The sequence below is a fragment of the Kitasatospora cystarginea genome, assembly GCF_039533515.1.
In the GTDB taxonomy this organism is placed as follows: domain Bacteria; phylum Actinomycetota; class Actinomycetes; order Streptomycetales; family Streptomycetaceae; genus Kitasatospora; species Kitasatospora cystarginea.
The window spans coordinates 24889-41166 of record NZ_BAAATR010000015.1; the positions used below are offsets into that span (position 1 = coordinate 24889).

Genomic DNA, 16278 nt, shown 5'->3' on the forward strand with positions numbered 1-16278 from the left:
GCCGGTCAGTGGCCGGCGGGCCGACCGCCCCGGGAGCCCTGGAGGAGATCGTGAACGGACCCATCGTCGTCGGCTTCGACGGGTCGCCGGAGAGCACGGCCGCCACCGACTGGGCGGCGCGGGAGGCGCAGCGCCGCAGACTGCCGCTTGAGCTGCTCCAGGCCTGGCCCTGGCAGCACGGCCAGCCGCTGGGCAGCGAGGAGGCGAAGCGGTGGGGAAAGCAGCAGTTGGCGCGGAAGGAGGCCGAGTTGGGCGCGCTGCTCTCCGGTGTGGAGGTGACCGCCGCCCACATCCCCGGTGGCGTACCCGCGGAGGTGCTTGCGACGGCCGGGCGGAACGCCACGATGCTCGTGCTCGGCTCGCGCGGCCTCAGCGCGTTGCGCGGGTTCCTGGTCGGTTCGGTGAGCCAGGAGGTGCTGGCCCGGGCGGGCTGCCCGGTGGTGCTCGTCCGTGCGGGCATCACCGCGGCGGACGAGCACCCGGCGTCACCGGAGGCGGCGGCGCCGCCGGCCGACGCCCCCTACCGCGAGGTCGCCCTCGGCCTGGACACCAAGCATCCGTGCGACGAGGTACTGGCTTTCGCCTTCGAGGCCGCCTCGGTCCGTTCGGCGCCGCTGCGGGTGGTCCGCGCCTGGGGCCCGCCGAGCGGCACCGAGTACTTGGCCTTCGGCTCCATCGGCGGTCTGGAGAAGGACCTGGCTAGGATCGAGCACGACACGGTCGAGCGGCGGCTTGCGCCCTGGCGCGAGCGGTACCCGCAGGTGGAGGTCCTGACGACGGTGGCGCTCGGCAACGCCGCCGTCACGCTGCTGGAGGAGACACCGCAGGCCGGGCTCCTGGTGATCGGCCGCCGTACCCGGCGCGCGCCGATCGGATCGCATCTGGGCCCGGCCGCTCACGCCGTGATCCACCACGCCCGCTGCCCGGTCGCGGTCGTCCCGTTCGGCTGACCGGGCGTCCACCGAGCAGGGGAAGGCCGTCAGCGGTTGACGGACTTCGCGCGCTGCCTTCCCGCTCCTCATCGCGGGGTCGCGCGACCTCACAGCTCGGTCAGCTCGCCCAGGCCCAGAGCGCGCAGGGTGTGGTTGGCCATGTGCAGGTGGCCGACGGTGCGAAGGCTGATCACAATCACCCGGCCGTGAACTGTGCGGGGCTCGGTAGGGCGGTCGGTGTTCCCGGCGGAACCCGGCCCGGCACGACACCCTCGTGGTACGTCGCCCGGCGCCGGCGTTCGGCCCTGCCTGGCGCGGCCTTCCCGGCGACGCTGCGGCTGGCAACTGGACCGACTACGCAGTGGTGACGCTGCAGCGGAAAGCTTCGCATATGCCAGATAACTATGACGATGTCTCACCGCTCCACGGCTTGGCCCGACAGGCGCACGCCTGGAGCCGGCCACTCCTCCTCGAACCGTCATCCGCCCGGACCGACGTACTCGATCGGCTGGTGAGCTGGTGGTCACACCATCGCGACCCGGGCGGGTCGCAGCCGCCGGCAGCCGTGACCCCGAGGGGCTTCCCGGTGGGCGGCCTGCCGGCGTACCAGCGTACTGGCCAGGGGCCGGGCGAGGGCAACTAGCGGGCGTAGCACGGCCTTTCGGGCGCAGCACGGTGCATGGCCGCCTGGTGCGAGGAGGCTTGGGTGACGGCGGCGCGTTCAGTAGTGGAGCGCCGCCTTCGCCACCACGAGGACCACTCCGAGCAGGAGGTTGACGCCACCGTTGAGCAGCACGATGCGACGCGAGGCGCCTGCCCGGAGGACGGGGACGGTCGCCCAGCCGACCTGTTCGGCCAGGGCGACAGCCAGCGCGAGCCACGCGGTCCCCTCCACCCCCAGGTCCAGGAGCGGGCCGATCGCCACAGCGACGGCCGGCGGGACGGCCACCTTGACGATCGGCCATTCGGCGACGGCCACCCTGCGGACGTCCTCCCCGGTCAGGGGCTGGTGCAGCAGCCGTTCCCCCACGATGCGCGCGTAGACGTGCGCCGCCCAGAAGACCAGACCGGTGATGAGCAGCAGCGCCACCAGCTTGATCCGCGGGAACGGACCGAGGGTCCCCGCGGTGGCCACCACCGACGCCGCGAGGATCGAGCCGTAGACGGCCCCGGCGTAGTCGGTCCGGCCTCCGGCGGACGGCTTCGGCGCGTCACCCTCCGCACCGCCGTCCGCACCGCCGTCCGCGGCAGCTCGATCTCCCACGCTCCCCAGGATCAGCCCGGACGCGCGGAGCCGCACAGCGACCGCCGCCGGTCGGCCGCCCTCGGCGCCCTCGGCAGGGCCGGCCCGCATCACCGGTCCGGGCGGCACCCGCACGCGCGGGTCCGCCGCCCGCGTCACGCCCTCGCCCGAGCAGCCCGCCCAGTTTGAATGCCGATACTACGAAACCGTAATATCCGGGACCGTGAAGTCCGAATCCGCACCATCGGCGCAGCCGGCGCAGTCAGCGCTGCTCGCGCTGCAGCGCGCGACCCATGCCACTCTGCACATCCTCGCCACCGAGCTGGTCGACCTCGACCTGACCCCTTCCGAGATCAACGCTCTGGCCAACCTCGCCGACGGGCACGGCCGCACCGTGTCCGAACTGGGCGCCGCGGCAGGCACCCGTCCCACCACGCTGACCGGCGTACTGGACCGGCTCGAACGCCGCGGCCACATCACCCGCGGCACCCGCGCCGGTGACCGCCGCTCCGTCCTCATCGAGCTGACCCCCTCCGGCCACCTGGCGGCCGACCTGATCCGGCAGACCCTCACCGACCTGGAACGCCGCGCGCTCGTCGGACTCTCCCCCGCGGAGGTGGCCGGCTTCCACACCGTCCTGCAGGCCTTGACCAAGGTGTCCTCTTGAACGCACCCCAGCACGCCCCAGCACCCCAGCACGCCCCGGCACCCCGGCACGCCCCGGACGCGGGCGAGGAAACCCCCTTCCAGGCACTGATGCGAGAGGTCATGGCGAGCGCGGTCCGCTTCGGCCATCGCCAGCACGTCCAGCTGACCTGGCTCGCGGTACGGCGGCACGGCACCGCCGACGCGGTCAGCCTGGTCAGCGACGGCATCCGGCAGGTCGCCACCAACGCGGGGGCACCACATAAGTTCCACGTCACCGTCAGCCGGGCCTGGGTCGAGCTGGTGGGCCACCACGCGGACCTGACGGGCCTCGGCGACTTCGACACGTTCGCCGACCGGCACGCCGAACTCCTCGACAAGCAGCTGCTCTCCCGCTACTACCGGCCCTCGACGCTGGAGAGCGAACGGGCCAGGACCGCCTGGGTCGAACCCGACCTCTCCCCCTTCCCCTGGCAGCTCTCCGACCGGTGACGCCTCCGGGCCGCATCACACCGGCCGAGTCCGTGCGGCGCCGAAGGCCGTACGCGCTCGGCTGGTTGTGGACGGTCCCGGGACCGCACGGACTGCCGCTCACCAGGTGACCGGCAGCTCCGTCATGCCCTGCATGCGCGGTTGGTCCTTCCAGCGGGGGCCCGACCCGGGGGCGGCGGACCGCAGTTCCGGGAAGCGGTCGAGCAACCGGGCGAGGCAGACGCGCAGTTCCACTCGCACCAGGTACGCGGCCAGGCAGCGGTGGATGCCGTGTCCGAAGGCCAGGTTCGGCCTTCCGGAGCGTCGCGGATCGAAGCGGTCGGGGTTGGGGTAGACGGCGGCGTCCCGGTTGGCGGCGTTGATCGAGGCGACCACGGGATCGCCCGCGCGGATGAGCACGCCGGCCAGCCGGACGTCCTCGGTGGCCACCCGCAGGCGGCCGTCCGTCAGCACCAGGTGCCAGCGCAGCATCTCCTCCACCGCCTCGGGCAGCAGCTCGGGGTGGCGGCGCAGCAGCGACCACTGCTCGGGACGGCGCAGCAGCCCGTCCACCGAGGCCGTGATCAGGTGGGACGCCGAGGTGTGTCCGACGAAGACGATGGCCAGGCCCAGGCCCACCAGTTCCGGCTCGTCCAGCGTGCCCTCCTCGTCGTGCACGGCGACCAGTGAGCTGAGCAGGTCGTCGCCGGGCGCGGTCCGGCGGGCGGCCAGCGTCCGGACCATGTAGTCGCGCATCTTCCGCTGGGCCGCCATCACCTCGTCGGCCGGCCTGGCACCGGTGAGCTCGGAGTTCCAGGTCAGGATGCGGGGCACGTCCGCCGTCGGGAGGTCCAGCCAGGCGCACACCACCCTGATCGGCAGCACCGCGGTGAGCGCGGAGACGAGGTCTGTCGGCGGGCCCGCCTCCGCCATCGCCTCCAGCAGTCCGTCGGCCGTCCGCTCGACCAGTGGCGCCAGCCGCTCCGCCTGGTGGGCGCTGAAGGCCGGTGCCACCAGCCTGCGCAGCCGGTTGTGGTCCTCCTGGTCGGTCTCCCGCAGCTGGACGACGCCCGGCAGCGTCATGGGCACCCGGTCGAGGCTGGGCCCGCCGGGCACGGCGGCCTCGGCGGCGCTGAACCTGGGATCGCCGAGGACCAGCAGGACGTCCTCGTACCTGGTCACCAGCCAGGCCTCATGACCGCTCGCCAGCACCACCCGGCTGATCGGTTCGCGCTCCCGCAGCCGGGCGAGTTCGGCGTGCGTCTCGGACGGGTCGGTGTAACCGAAGGGGAAGGGCCGAGCGGGCATCCGGCGCTCCGTTCAGGGCTTGTGGAACGAGGGGTCGAAGCTCTCGCCGAGCGCCGCCCGACCGATGGTGGCCAGGATGTGGTCGTCGTTGTCGTGCCGCTGGTAGAAGGTCAGGTCCCGCAGGATCCGCTCCACCGGTGAGGGCCGGACCAGGCTGCGGGCACCGCACGCGCGGATGCAGTGGTGCACCGTCTCCTCGGCCAGATGCTCGATCAGGTGCCGCGCCCGGCTTCCGGCGATCCGCGCCTCCTCCAGCCGTCCCTCGTCCCACAGCCCGGCGACGTGGCGCAGCCACAGGCGCCCGGTGTCGATGTTGACGGCCATCCGTCCCACCCGCTGCTGGACGTACGGGTCCTGGCTCTTGCCCTGGTGCTTGAGGTAGGCCAGCGCGTAGTCGTAGGCGGCTTCGGCGGCGCCGAGGAAACTGGCGGCGTAGTGCGGGACGAACGCGGTCTGCCACTGCCCGGCCAGGTAGCTGCCCGGTTCGCCGATCACCCGGTCGTACGGGAAGAACGTGCCGTCGAAGAGCACCGCGTGGCTGGCGGTGGCCCGCATGCCGACCGGATCCCACCAGGAGGTGTCGACGGTCACGGTCGGGTCGTTCAGATCGCAGGCGAGCAGCAGCAGTCCGTCCGCCGTTCCCCGGGCGTGCCGGGCACCGCCCGGCCCGGCCGGGTCCACCAGCAGGATCGCCCAGCGGGCGCCAGTGGCGCTGGTGGCGAAGGCCTTGGTGCCGTGGAGCACCCAGCCGCCGTCGGCGGCGGCCACCGTGGTGCCGAAGCGACGGTCCTCGCCCGGCTTGGGAGACTGCGGTTCGCCGCTCCAGGCGGCCCAGATCTCGCCGCGCTCCACCACCCCGGCGAACCAGCGCCGCTTCTGCTCGGCGGTTCCCAGGGCGTCGATCATCACGAGGGAGTTGGTGTGGCCCTCCCAGCAGCGCGCCAGCGACAGGTCGGCACTCGCCAGCAGCGTCGTCAGCTGCCACAGCGGCAGCGTGTCGCGCTGCTGCGGGCCCAGGCCCAGGCCGCCGTAGGCGGTCGGTACGGCAGCGGCCAGCAGGCCGGCCGCGAAGAGGTCGTCGAAGTCGTCGGCCGGGAAGGCGGCGCTGCGGTCGTAGCCGTCGGCGCGGGCGGCGAAGCTGTCGCGGGCCAGTCGGGCCGCCTGCCGCAGCGCCGCCACGGAGTCGGTGTGCGCGGCCGGGGTCATGTGCCATCCCCCTCGGTGCGGTGGAAGTGGGCGCGGTACATCACGTTCGCCGCCGGCTCGCCGGGTACGGCGGCGTGGACGTCGATGGTGAGCAGGCCGCGGTTGAGGTAGCCGCAGTGGTAGACCTTCCGGGAGCCGAGCCCCGGGGCGAGCTCCGCCTCGGCACCGAAGCCTATGGCCTGCCCGCTGCCGACGTCGGCGGCGAGCGGCTGGACGGGCAGCGGACCGCAGTCGGCGCCGTCGGCCTCCCACAGCCTCAGCAGTAACCGGCTGCCCTGCTGTTGGGTCTCCGCGCGCCGGACGCCGGTGGTGGAGCGGTCGAAGTTGGCCCACCGGCCGAGCAGCGGGCGGACGTCGAGCGGCCCGGTCGGTCCGGTGCCGGTCGGGCGGTCCTGCTCCCGGCTGATCTCCGGTACGGCCACCGCTTCGCCGCGCCGGCGGCCAGGGGTGTCCGGCCCGGTGTCGCCGCCGCTCGCCACGGGCCCGTCGCCGCCCGCACCGGCACGTCCATCGGCCCGCCCGATCAGGTGGAAGAACTCGCGGGTCCAGTAGTCGGCGCGCGAGCTGCCGTCCCGGAAGACGTTGGACGTGGTGACGACCAGGATCCCGCCCTTGTGGTGGGCCGAGACCACGGTGCGCAGGAAGCCGAGGTCGAAGACCGCGGTGAGCGCGGAGGCCGGCACGCCCAGTGTCCGGTACAGCACGGCGGGGGTCTCCCCCCAGTCCCGGGAGCCGCCGCCGAAGGCCCGTAGCCAGGCGGCGCCGCCGCGCTGCCTCACCTCCAGCCTGGCGATCCCCGGCGAGGCGTGGCCCTCGGTGCTGAGCCAGTCGCCCAGCAGCGGGGTGATCGGTTCGGGGTTCCGGATTCCGGTATCGGCCGTCATGGGGGCTCCTCGTCTCACTGGTTGCCGGCCGGGCGGACTTCGGTGCGGCGGCGCAGGCCGAGGGCCAAGAGCGCCGGGCCGAGCGGCATCCGCCGCCCGGTCAGCAGGCGGAACTGCTCCCGCATCTCCACGAGCAGCACCTCCCGGCCGTCGATCACCGGCAGGCCGTGCGACCGGGCGGCGGCCGCCAGGGCGGTGGGACCGTCCCGGTACACCAGGTCCAGGACCGCCGCGCCGGGATCGGCGGCCGCCAGCCGGAACGGCGCGCTGTCGGCCAGCGGCGTGGCGTGGACCAGCAGCGAGTAGCCCCGGGCGGAGAACCGGGCCAGTGGCACGAAGGGCAGGCCGGTCAGCGCGGCGGCCTGCCGGCCCCGGGCCCGGCCGCGGTTCACCAGGGTCACCGAGGCGCCGGCCAGGTGCAGGGCGAGGGCGGCGGCCCGGCCCGCGCCGCCGCAGCCGATGACGGCGGCGCGCCGCCCGGCCGGGTCGACGCCGGCCCTGGCCAGCGCGTCCAGGGCTGCGGCGGCGTCGGTGGTGTCGGCGTGCCAGCGGCCGTCCCGGTGCCACAGGACGTTGGCGGCCCCGGCTCCGCGCGCCGACGGGGTCACCTGGTCGGCGAGGCCCATCGCGTCCTCCTTGTGCGGTGCGGTCACCGTCAGCCCTCGCAGCGCCAGTCCGGTCCGCCCGCCGAGGACGGCCGCGCTGCGCAGCAGGCAGGCCAGCGAGTCGGTCGCGAACGGCAGGTAGAGGGCGGGCAGGCCCAGTTCGCGCAGGGCCGCGTTGTACAGCCGGGGTGCGAGCGAGTGCTCGGGGGCGGGGCCGGCGATGCCGTAGAGGGCGTCCAGCCGCGGGAGCGCGGGCAGCCCGTAGTCCAGGGCGAGTCGGCGTACGCTCGGCATCCCGTCCGCTCCGGCCTCACCCACCCGGCCGAAGGCCACCGGGGCGCCCAGCCAGGGGGCCAGCACCCGGGTCCACAGGCCGGACTCGCCGATGCCGAAGGCCGTCACATCGGACCGGCCGAGGGCGGCGAGCAGGCCCGGCGCCGCTGCCGGGCTGCTCTTGGGCACCAGCAGGTAGAGCGCCGCCGGTACGCCCGCCATGGCGCCGAACAGGGAGCGCATACCTCCGTGCTCGCGCTCCGGACCGTGCCAGGAGACCCGGCGCTGCCACGGCGGGATGCGGCTGGTCAGCTCCGGTACCAGGTCGTCGGGCCACTCCAGGTCGACCAGGTCGTACTCGGCGGCGGCACGCAGCAGCCGCTCCCGCCGCTCCGCCGGAGCCCCACCGTGGTTCCCGCCCTGGCGGCGGGTGCGCAGGGTGTAGATCAGCCGGCCGCCGAACAGCCGCCGCAGCCTGCGCGGTTCGGGGTCGCCCACCAGGTCGGCGCGCACCTCCAGTCCGTCCGCGACCGGGTCGAGTCCGCTCAGGCTGGCGTGGCCGAGCTCGTCGGCCGCCGCGACGACGGCCACCAGCGCGGCCCGCCGCCCAGCGCCGGCCCCACCCGTGCCCGGCTCGCTCATGAGTGCCACCGTGCGTTGAGTGCCACCGTGCGTCCTCCTCGGGGCGGGCCCGCGGATCGGTGATTCACATCGGAGGGAAGAGGGTCAGGTCCGGGCCGCGCCGGGTCCGGATGCCCCGCCGGGCGCCCCACCGAGACCGCACCGACGGGCCAGCAGGAGCACTCCCGCGGTGCTGCTCCCCGTCCGCGGGATGCGCCGAAGCCCGAATCGGGGATGCCGGTGCTTCACACCGCCGTGCCAGCGTAAGCTCCGGGGTTCCTTCCGGCGAGCGCTCGGCCCGGCCCCCTCCGCCGCCCGGGGCATCGGCCACCCGGCGCCCGGGGTGCGCCCGAAGCCCGTAGGCCGGCGCCCGGCACACCCGATCGCGCCGCGTACGCTCCCCCGCTCCGGCGCACGGACTGCGGCAACCGGCCTCCGATCGGCACACTGCCCCTGGTGGTGGGAAACCGCTGCGGCGCGAAAACCCCGCCCTGCTCCGCGGCACCTGTCGCGGAGCGGCGGCCGGGGCATCCCGACGGTGCTCGTCAAGGGCCTCGGCCGGGAGGCCCCCGGTACCGCGCCCGGGTGACACGCCCCGGACCGCCCGGGGCCGGAACGACAGGAGATGGCCATGTCGGATCCCCATCCGATCCTGGTGACCGGAGCCGTCGGCGGAGTGGGACGGCGAGTGGTCGAGCAGCTGCGGGCCCGGCAGGTACCCGTCCGGGCCCTGGTGCACCACGACGACGAGCGGGCCGAGTCGCTGCGGGCGCTCGACGGCGTGCAGGTGGTGGTCGGCGAGCTCACCCGGGCCCCCGACGTGGTGGCGGCCCTCGACGGCTGCCGGCGGCTCTACTTCGGGATGAGCGTCTCACCGGACTACCTGGAGGCCGCCGCCACGGTGGCGGTCGCCGCCCGCCACAACGGCTCCGTGGAGTTGCTGGTGAACATGTCGCAGATGACGGTCTCGCAGATGGACGTCACGAGCACGACCGAGTCCACGCAGCAACGACTGCACTGGCTGACCGAACAGGTCCTGGACTGGTCGGGCCTGCCCGTCACGCACATCCGGCCGACGGTGTTCATGGAGAACCCGCTCTTCGCGATGCTCGCCGTCGCCTCGATCCGTCGGGACGGCACGATCAGGCTGCCGTTCGGCTCCGCCCGCACCTCACCGGTGGCCATCAGCGACGTCGCCGACGCGGTCGCCCGGGTGCTGACCGACCCCTCGCCGCAGGCCGGCCGGGTCTACGAGCTGACCGGTGCCTCGTCCCGCGGCATGACCGCCATCGCCGCCGAGCTCTCCGCCGCCCTGGGCAGGACGGTCAGCTACGTCGACGTGCCCTACGACGAGTGGCTCGAGAAGGACCTCGGAGCACTGGACCTCTCGCCCCACCTGCGCAACCACATCGCCACGATGGCCCGGCTCCACCGGCAGAACCGGTACGACCGCGCCACCGACGGTGTCGCCGAGCTCCTCGGCCGCCCCCCGGCCGGCTTCGACACCTTCGTGAGGGACACCCCCGGCCTTGCCGGCCCGCCGGGCCGGGCCGCCGGGTGACGGGCGACTACAGCGCCTGGCGGAGGTTCGGCCGACCGGACGCCGCAGGCGGTGATGCATCCGACCTCTGAGCCGGGCGCGGGGCGCATCCCGCGCCCGGCCCGGGCGCCCGGGCGGTCCGGTCAGTCCCGGGGTTCGGCGGCCACCTGGACGGCGATCAGGCAGATGTCGTCGTCGGTGTCGGCGGTGCTCCGGTCCAGCAGCCGGTCCAGCAGGTCGTCCAGGTCCTCCTCCGACCTGCCGACGTCGTCCACCAGTTCGCGCAGCGAGTCCTCGACGGAGCGGTCCCGGTGCTCGATCAGTCCGTCCGTGTAGAGCAGCAGGATGTCACCCGCTTCCAGTCGCAGGGCCTGCTCCTCGTACACCGCCCCGTGGTCCGCGCCGAGCAGGACGCCGGACGGCATGGGCAGCGGCCGGGCCCGGCCCGCCCGGAGCAGGATCGGCGGCAGGTGCCCGGCCCTGGCCCAGCACAGCTGCCGGCGGGCGGGGTCGTAGCGGGCGCAGACGGCGGTGGCGGTGGCCGGCTCGGTGAACGAGACGGCCGCGGTGTTGAGCCAGTCGAGCAGCCGGGCGGGTCCCGCCCCGGTGACCGCGAGGCCGCGCAGGGCGTTGCGCAGCGCGACCATCCCGGTGGCGGCCTCGACGCCGTGCCCGGCCACGTCCCCGACCACCAGCAGGGCGGCGCCGTCGGGCAGCAGCACCGCGTCGTACCAGTCGCCGCCGACCCGTTCCTGCTGGGCGGCGGGGCGGTAGCGGACGGCGGCGCGCAGCCCGGCGGCGTCCAGCGACGGCGGCTCGGGCGGCAGGATGGCCTGCTGGAGCCGGAGCGCGAGGCGGTGTCGCTCGGCGGCCTGCTGCTCGCTGTCGGCGAGCCGTTCGCGGGTGGCAGCGAGGGCGATCTCGATCCAGTGCTGCGCCGACACGTCCTGGTAGGCGCCGTGGAGGGCGACCAGGCGCCCGGTGGTGTCGAGCACCGGTTCGGCGACCACCCGGGTGTAGCGGGTCAGCCCGTTGGGCCTGACCAGCCGGAAGACCGCGGAGGACGCCTTGCGCTGTCGCTGCACGCTGCGCACCAGCCGCCGGACGGTCTGCTCGTCCTCGGGGTGGACGTGGGCGGGGAGCGCGGCGAACGGCACCGGGACGGCCGACGGCGGCAGTCCGTGCAGCTCGTACAGACTCGCGTTCCAGCGGATGGTGCCGGTGGTCAGGTCCTCCTCGAAGCCGCCGAGACGGGCCAGCCGCTGGGCGTTGCGCACCAGCGCGTTCTGTCTGGCGTCGTCCTCAGCGAAGCGCCAGCTGAGCAGCAGGTGGTCGTCGAGGCGGGCCGCGGCGATCTCCAGGCCGGTCGGCAGCGACAGTTCACCGATCAGGAAGCCCAGGCGCAGCTCCTCACCCCGGATCGCCTCGCCGGTGGCGTACACCCGCCGGAGCCGCTCCAGCAGCCCGTCGGCGCAGGCGAGCGGATACGCCTCGACCAGGGAGCCGCCCTCCAGGGTGTGGGCGGAGCGGCCGGCCGGGTCGGTGAAGTGCGCGTTGACGCGCAGGATCCGGAAGTCGGTGAGTTCGTCGTCCTCGCCGAGGACCGGGACGAGCAGCAGCGCGGGGGTCAGCACCGCATCGAGGGCCGACTCGGATGCCGTCTCGAAGACGGAGTCCGGTCCTGTGTCGGCCGCCGGCCGGTCCGGGGCCGGGCCGGGCGGTGGGAGGGCCGCGGGCAGGGTGAGCGCGCAGATGTCGGCGAGCGCCCGGAGCTGGCGGCGGACCGCCCCGGTCGGCTCGGCCGGTCGGGTGGGCCAGGCCAGTTCCAGCGCACCGAGCAGGCGGGCGCGGCGGCGGATCGGCAGTGCGGCCCGGTAGGGGGCCTCCTTCCGGCCGGGGGTGGGGGCGCAGGTCACCTCGGGCTCGTCCGGGCCGAGTTCACGTCCGGTCGCGGCGGCGAGCTGCGCCGGGCAGTCCACTCCGGGCGGGATGTGCCGCCATCCGCTGACCGCCGCCGCCGGGAAGCCGGCTGCTCCGGCGAGCGCCAGCCCTCCGCCGCTCTCCGCGGCCCAGACCAGCACGCCGGTGGCGCCGGTCAGGAGTCCGACGTGTTCGAGCACCGCTTCGGCGGCGGCCTGCGGGTCGGTGCGGGCGGTCGCGGGCGGCGCCGGACCTGCGGTGGACGGCGAATCCGGTTCGGGCGACCCGGCCCCGGCGCCGGGCGCGGTGCCGATGCCGACGCGCTCGCCGACGATCTCGGCGGCGAGTTCCGCCACCCGGACGTGGGCCCGGTCGGCGAGTACCGCGAGCTGCTCGGCGGCGTCGGCGGGCGGGCAGCCGAGTCGTTCCGCCAGGATGCCGATGGCCAGTTCGACGACCGGCCTGGCGGCCGACTCGGCTCGCAACCGGGCCAGTTCGCCCTGGAGCCGGCAGACGGCCGCGGCCAGTTCCCGAGCACCCGGTTCGCCGGTACCGGGCTCGCGTCCGCCGGGTCCGCACGCCTCGGCTCCGGGGGTGCCCGGCCCGGGTCGGTCCGGTGCCGAAGATCCCGGCCGCGGGGATCCCGGTCGCGGGGTGGCGGTGGGTTCGGTGCCGGTCATCGGGTCTCGTCAGCGCTCCAGCCGGCGCCGGATCCGGCCGATCAGGTCGTCCGCGTCCACGGGCTTGGTGACATGGTCGTCGGCACCGGCGGCGAGGCTCTTGGCGCGGTCCCCCGGCATCGCCTTGGCGGTCACCGCGATGATCGGGACGGCCGCGAACTCGGCGGTGTCCCGGATCGCCTCGATCGCAGCGTAGCCGTCCATTCCGGGCATCATGATGTCCATCAGGACCAGGCAGGTGTCGGGGTTGGCGTACAGCAGGTCGAGCCCGGCCCGCCCGTTCGCGGCGTGCAGCACCCGGACGCCGTGCTGCTCCAGGATCCCGGTGATCGCGAAGACGTTGCGGGTGTCGTCGTCGACGACCAGTACGGTCCGCCCGGACAGCGGGTCCTCGGCCTCGGCGGGCTGCCCGGCCGCTCCGGGCGCGGCGACGGGCACGCCGGGAGGGACGACGCTCCCGCCCTCGATCGCGCGGACGATCCGCTCGCGCAGTTCGTCCAGGCCCGCGACCACGTACAGGAGCTCGGCCTGCGGAGTCTGCCCCTGCTCCGTGGGCCCGCCCAGGCAGCCGAGTACGGGGACGGCGTGCCCGCCCTCCGCCAGCGCGGCCAGCAACCGCCGGGCGCCGTCCTCGGGCAGGGCGAGGTCGAGTACCACGCAGCGGCAGGGCCCGGCCGCCAGCGCCGTCAGCGCCTCGGCCGGGGTACCGGCGCTGCTGACGGTGATCGCCGGGTCCCGGCCGGCCGCGGTGCTCTCGGCGAGCAGGGTCAGCAGACCCGGCGGGTCGGCCTCGACGACCAGGAGTCCGGGTGGCTCGGCTTGCTGCTCGGCGGGGGTCGAGACGTCCCGGGGCGCGACGGCGGGCAGGTGCAGGGTGAAGCAGCTGCCCGCGCCGAGGGTGCTGCTGGTGGTGATGGCGCCGCCGAGCAGATGGGCCAGCTCACGGCTGATGGACAGGCCGAGGCCGGTGCCACCGTACTTGCGGCCGGTGGTGCCGTCTGCCTGCTGGAAGGCTCCGAAGATGGACTCCAGGTGCTGTTCGGGGATGCCGATTCCGGTGTCCTTGACCCGGAAGGCCAGGCAGCCCCCCGAGTGGCGCAGTTCCTCGGGGAGTTCGTCCGCGCTGCTGGGCTCGATGCGCAGTTCCACCCGGCCCTGGTCGGTGAACTTGACCGCGTTGGACAGCAGGTTGCGAAGCACCTGGCGCAACCTGGCCTGGTCGGTGACCAGTTCCTCCGGGGCCTCGGGGGCGGTGACCACCGCGAAGTCCAGGTTCTTCTGTCCGGCGAGCGGGCGGAAGGTGGACTCGACGTACTCCAGCAGTTCGCGCAGCGGGAAGCGCTCGGCGCTGATGTCCATCTTGCCCGCCTCGACCTTGGACAGGTCGAGGATGTCGTTGATCAGTTGCAGCAGGTCGGAGCCGGCCGAGCGGATCACCTCGGCGTACTCGACTTGTTTGGGGGTCAGATTGCCGGCCGGGTTCCGGGCGAGCAGCTGCGCGAGGATGAGCAGGCTGTTGAGCGGGGTGCGCAGTTCGTGGCTCATGTTGGCGAGGAACTCGGACTTGTACATCGAGGTGCGGGTCAACTGCCTGGCTCGGTCCTCCAGTTCGCGGCGGGCCTGTTCGATCTCCAGGTTCTTCGCTTCGATGTCGCGGTTCTGGTCGGCCAACAGGTCGGCCTTGTCCTCGAGTTCGGCGTTGGAGCGGCGCAGCTCCTCCTGGCCTCGCTGCAACTCTTCGGAGCGCGCCTGGAGTTCGGTGGTCAGCCGCCGGGACTCCTCCAGCAGTTCGTCGGTGCGGGCGTTGGCCAGCAGGGTGCTGAGGTTGGCGCCGACCGCCTCACCGAAGCGCTCCAGGAAGTCGCGGTGCAGCCGGGTGAAGGGGTGCAGGGAGGCGACCTCGACCACGCCGAGCAGCTGTTCCTCGACCACGATCGGCAGCACGACCAACTCGCGCGGCGCGGCCCGGCCGAGACTGGAGGAGATGGCGGCGTAGCCGGGCGGCAGGTCGGTGACGGTGATGGTCCGGTGGCTGCGGGCGGCCTGGCCGACCAGGCGGTGTCCGAGCGGGATCCGCTCGGGAGCGGTACTGGTGCCGTCCTGGAGCCCGTAGGAGCTGATCAGGACGAGTCCGGTGCCCTGCCCGGCGTGGACCGCCTCCTCGGCGAGGTAGAACGCTCCGTACTGGGCGGAGAGCAGCGGGGTGAGCTCGTCCATGATCAGCTCGGCCACCGCGGCGATCTCCCGGTGCCCCTGGACCAGGCCGGTGAGGCGGGCCAGGTTGGTCTTGAGCCAGTCCTGCTCCTGGTTGGCCCTGGTGGTGACGCGCAACGACTCGACCATGGCGTTGATGTTGTCCTTGAGGTCGGCGACCTCGCCGGAGGCGTCCACGGTGATCGAGCGGGTCAGGTCACCCTCGGCCACCGCACTGGTGACCTCGGCGATGGCCCGCACCTGCCGGGTCAGGTTCCCGGCCAGGCCGTTGACGTTCTCGGTGAGCCGCTTCCAGGTGCCGGAGACGCCGGCCACCTCCGCCTGGCCGCCGAGCCTGCCCTCGCTGCCGACCTCGCGGGCCACCCGGGTCACCTCGGCGGCGAAGGCGGACAGCTGGTCGACCATGGTGTTGATGGTGGTCTTGAGCTCCAGGATCTCGCCGCGCGCGTCCACGTCGATCCTGCGGGTGAGGTCGCCGCGGGCCACCGCCGTGGTGACCTGGGCGATGTTCCGGACCTGGCTGGTCAGGTTGTGGGCCATGAAGTTGACGTTGTCGGTCAGGTCCTTCCACGTCCCGGCCACGTTGGGGACCCGCGCCTGGCCGCCGAGGATGCCCTCGGTGCCGACCTCGCGGGCCACCCGGGTCACCTCGTCCGCGAACGCCGACAGGGTGTCCACCATGGTGTTGATCGCGCCGGCCAGCGCGGCCACCTCGCCCTTGGCTTCCACGGTGATCCGCTGCGAGAGGTCACCCCGGGCGACGGCCGTCGCCACCTGGGAGATCGAGCGGACCTGACCCGTCAGGTTGGACGCCATCACGTTGACGTTGTCGGTGAGGTCCTTCCAGGTGCCCGAGACGCCCTGGACGGTGGCCTGGCCGCCGAGGTCGCCCTCGGTGCCGACCGCCCTGGCGACCCGGGTCACCTCGCCGGCGAAGGCCGAGAGCTGGTCGACCATCGTGTTGATGGTGCTCTTCAGGGTGAGGATCTCGCCCCGCGCGTCCACGTCGATCTTCTGCGTCAGATCGCCCTTGGCCACCGCCGTCGCGACCTGGGCGAGCGAGCGCACCTGGGCGGTCAGATTGCCCGCCATCGAGTTCACCGAGTCGGTGAGGTCCCGCCAGGTGCCGGAGACGTCCCGGACGTCCGCCTGGCCGCCGAGCCTGCCCTCGCTGCCGACCTCGCGGGCCACCCGGGTCACCTCGCCGGCGAACGCGGACAGCTGGTCCACCATGGTGTTGATGGTGGTCTTGAGCTCCAGGATCTCGCCCTGGGCGGCCACGTCGATCTTGCGGGTCAGGTCGCCCCGGGCCACCGCCGTGGTGACCTGGGCGATATTGCGGACCTGGGCGGTCAGGTTGCCCGCCATCGCGTTGACCGAGTCGGTCAGGTCCCGCCAGGTGCCGACCGCCTGCGGCACCTGGGCCTGGCCGCCGAGCCTGCCTTCGGTGCCGACCTCACGGGCCACCCGGGTCACCTCGGAGTTCACCCGGGAGAGCTGGTCGGCCATGTCGTTGAAGACGGCGGCGATCTCGCCCAGCAGTCCGGGGTCGGGAGGCAGGCGGATCCCGAAGTCGCCGTCACGGACGGCGGTCAGTCCGGCCAGCAGCCGGCGCAGGCCATCGTCGGTCGGGGCCGCCGCGGTGTCCCGCTCCCCGGTCGGCGTGCCGGTCCGCCGCCAGTGTTCGGCGGGTGGCCGGGCGGGTTCATTCGTACGCCGGGCAGGCTCGTTCATTC

Annotated in this window: 11 protein-coding genes; 4 read left to right on the plus strand and 7 right to left on the minus strand. The window is 73.9% G+C overall.

The window, feature by feature from the left end:
• Positions 1–50: 50 nt before the first annotated feature.
• Entirely contained in the window at positions 51–950 is a 900-nt protein-coding gene (locus ABD369_RS18160) for a universal stress protein (RefSeq protein ID WP_344637473.1), read from the plus strand.
• Positions 951–1653: 703 nt separating this feature from the next.
• On the opposite strand, the gene ABD369_RS18165 is transcribed toward ABD369_RS18160, so the two are convergent.
• The gene (locus tag ABD369_RS18165) at positions 1654–2196 is read right to left on the minus strand and encodes a hypothetical protein (protein WP_425557654.1); all 543 of its coding nucleotides are present in this window, start codon (positions 2194–2196) and stop codon (positions 1654–1656) included.
• Positions 2197–2398: 202 nt separating this feature from the next.
• Between ABD369_RS18165 and ABD369_RS18170 the strand changes: the two genes are divergently transcribed.
• Positions 2399–2842 (plus strand): MarR family winged helix-turn-helix transcriptional regulator, encoded by a 444-nt coding sequence (locus ABD369_RS18170; protein ID WP_344637474.1) that lies wholly within the window; start codon positions 2399–2401, stop codon positions 2840–2842.
• A complete protein-coding gene (locus ABD369_RS18175) occupies positions 2839–3312 on the plus strand; it encodes a hypothetical protein (protein WP_344637475.1) in 474 nt (157 codons plus the stop codon). The genes ABD369_RS18170 and ABD369_RS18175 overlap by 4 nt, the downstream gene beginning before the upstream one ends.
• Before the next feature lie 99 nt (positions 3313–3411).
• Here the strand turns inward: ABD369_RS18175 and ABD369_RS18180 are convergent, their stop codons facing one another.
• The 4 genes from ABD369_RS18180 to ABD369_RS18195 are packed head-to-tail and all read right to left on the minus strand — an operon-like array spanning position 3412 to position 8209.
• The gene (locus ABD369_RS18180) at positions 3412–4599 is read right to left on the minus strand and encodes a cytochrome P450 (protein WP_344637476.1); all 1188 of its coding nucleotides are present in this window, start codon (positions 4597–4599) and stop codon (positions 3412–3414) included.
• A 12-nt stretch (positions 4600–4611) separates the two neighbouring features.
• Positions 4612–5805: an acyl-CoA dehydrogenase family protein gene (locus ABD369_RS18185; protein ID WP_344637477.1), complete on the minus strand. Its 1194-nt coding sequence runs from the start codon at positions 5803–5805 to the stop codon at positions 4612–4614.
• Positions 5802–6689, minus strand: coding sequence for a hypothetical protein (locus ABD369_RS18190; protein ID WP_344637478.1), 888 nt, complete (start codon positions 6687–6689; stop codon positions 5802–5804). Before ABD369_RS18190 ends, ABD369_RS18185 begins: the two co-directional genes overlap by 4 nt.
• Positions 6690–6703: 14 nt before the next feature.
• Positions 6704–8209 carry a type I 3-dehydroquinate dehydratase gene (locus tag ABD369_RS18195; protein ID WP_344637479.1) on the minus strand — a complete coding sequence of 502 codons (1506 nt, stop codon included), beginning with the start codon at positions 8207–8209 and terminating at the stop codon, positions 6704–6706.
• Positions 8210–8819: 610 nt separating this feature from the next.
• On the opposite strand from ABD369_RS18195, the gene ABD369_RS18200 reads away from it, so the two are divergent.
• Positions 8820–9749, plus strand: coding sequence for an NAD(P)H-binding protein (locus ABD369_RS18200; RefSeq protein WP_344637480.1), 930 nt, complete (start codon positions 8820–8822; stop codon positions 9747–9749).
• 122 nt (positions 9750–9871) lie between these two features.
• Here ABD369_RS18200 and ABD369_RS18205 read toward each other — a convergent pair whose 3' ends face one another.
• Entirely contained in the window at positions 9872–12328 is a 2457-nt protein-coding gene (locus ABD369_RS18205; protein WP_344637481.1) for a SpoIIE family protein phosphatase, read from the minus strand.
• A gap of 9 nt (positions 12329–12337) precedes the next feature.
• Positions 12338–16276 (minus strand): HAMP domain-containing protein, encoded by a 3939-nt coding sequence (locus ABD369_RS18210; protein ID WP_344637482.1) that lies wholly within the window; start codon positions 16274–16276, stop codon positions 12338–12340.
• Between the last annotated feature and the right edge of the window lie 2 nt (positions 16277–16278).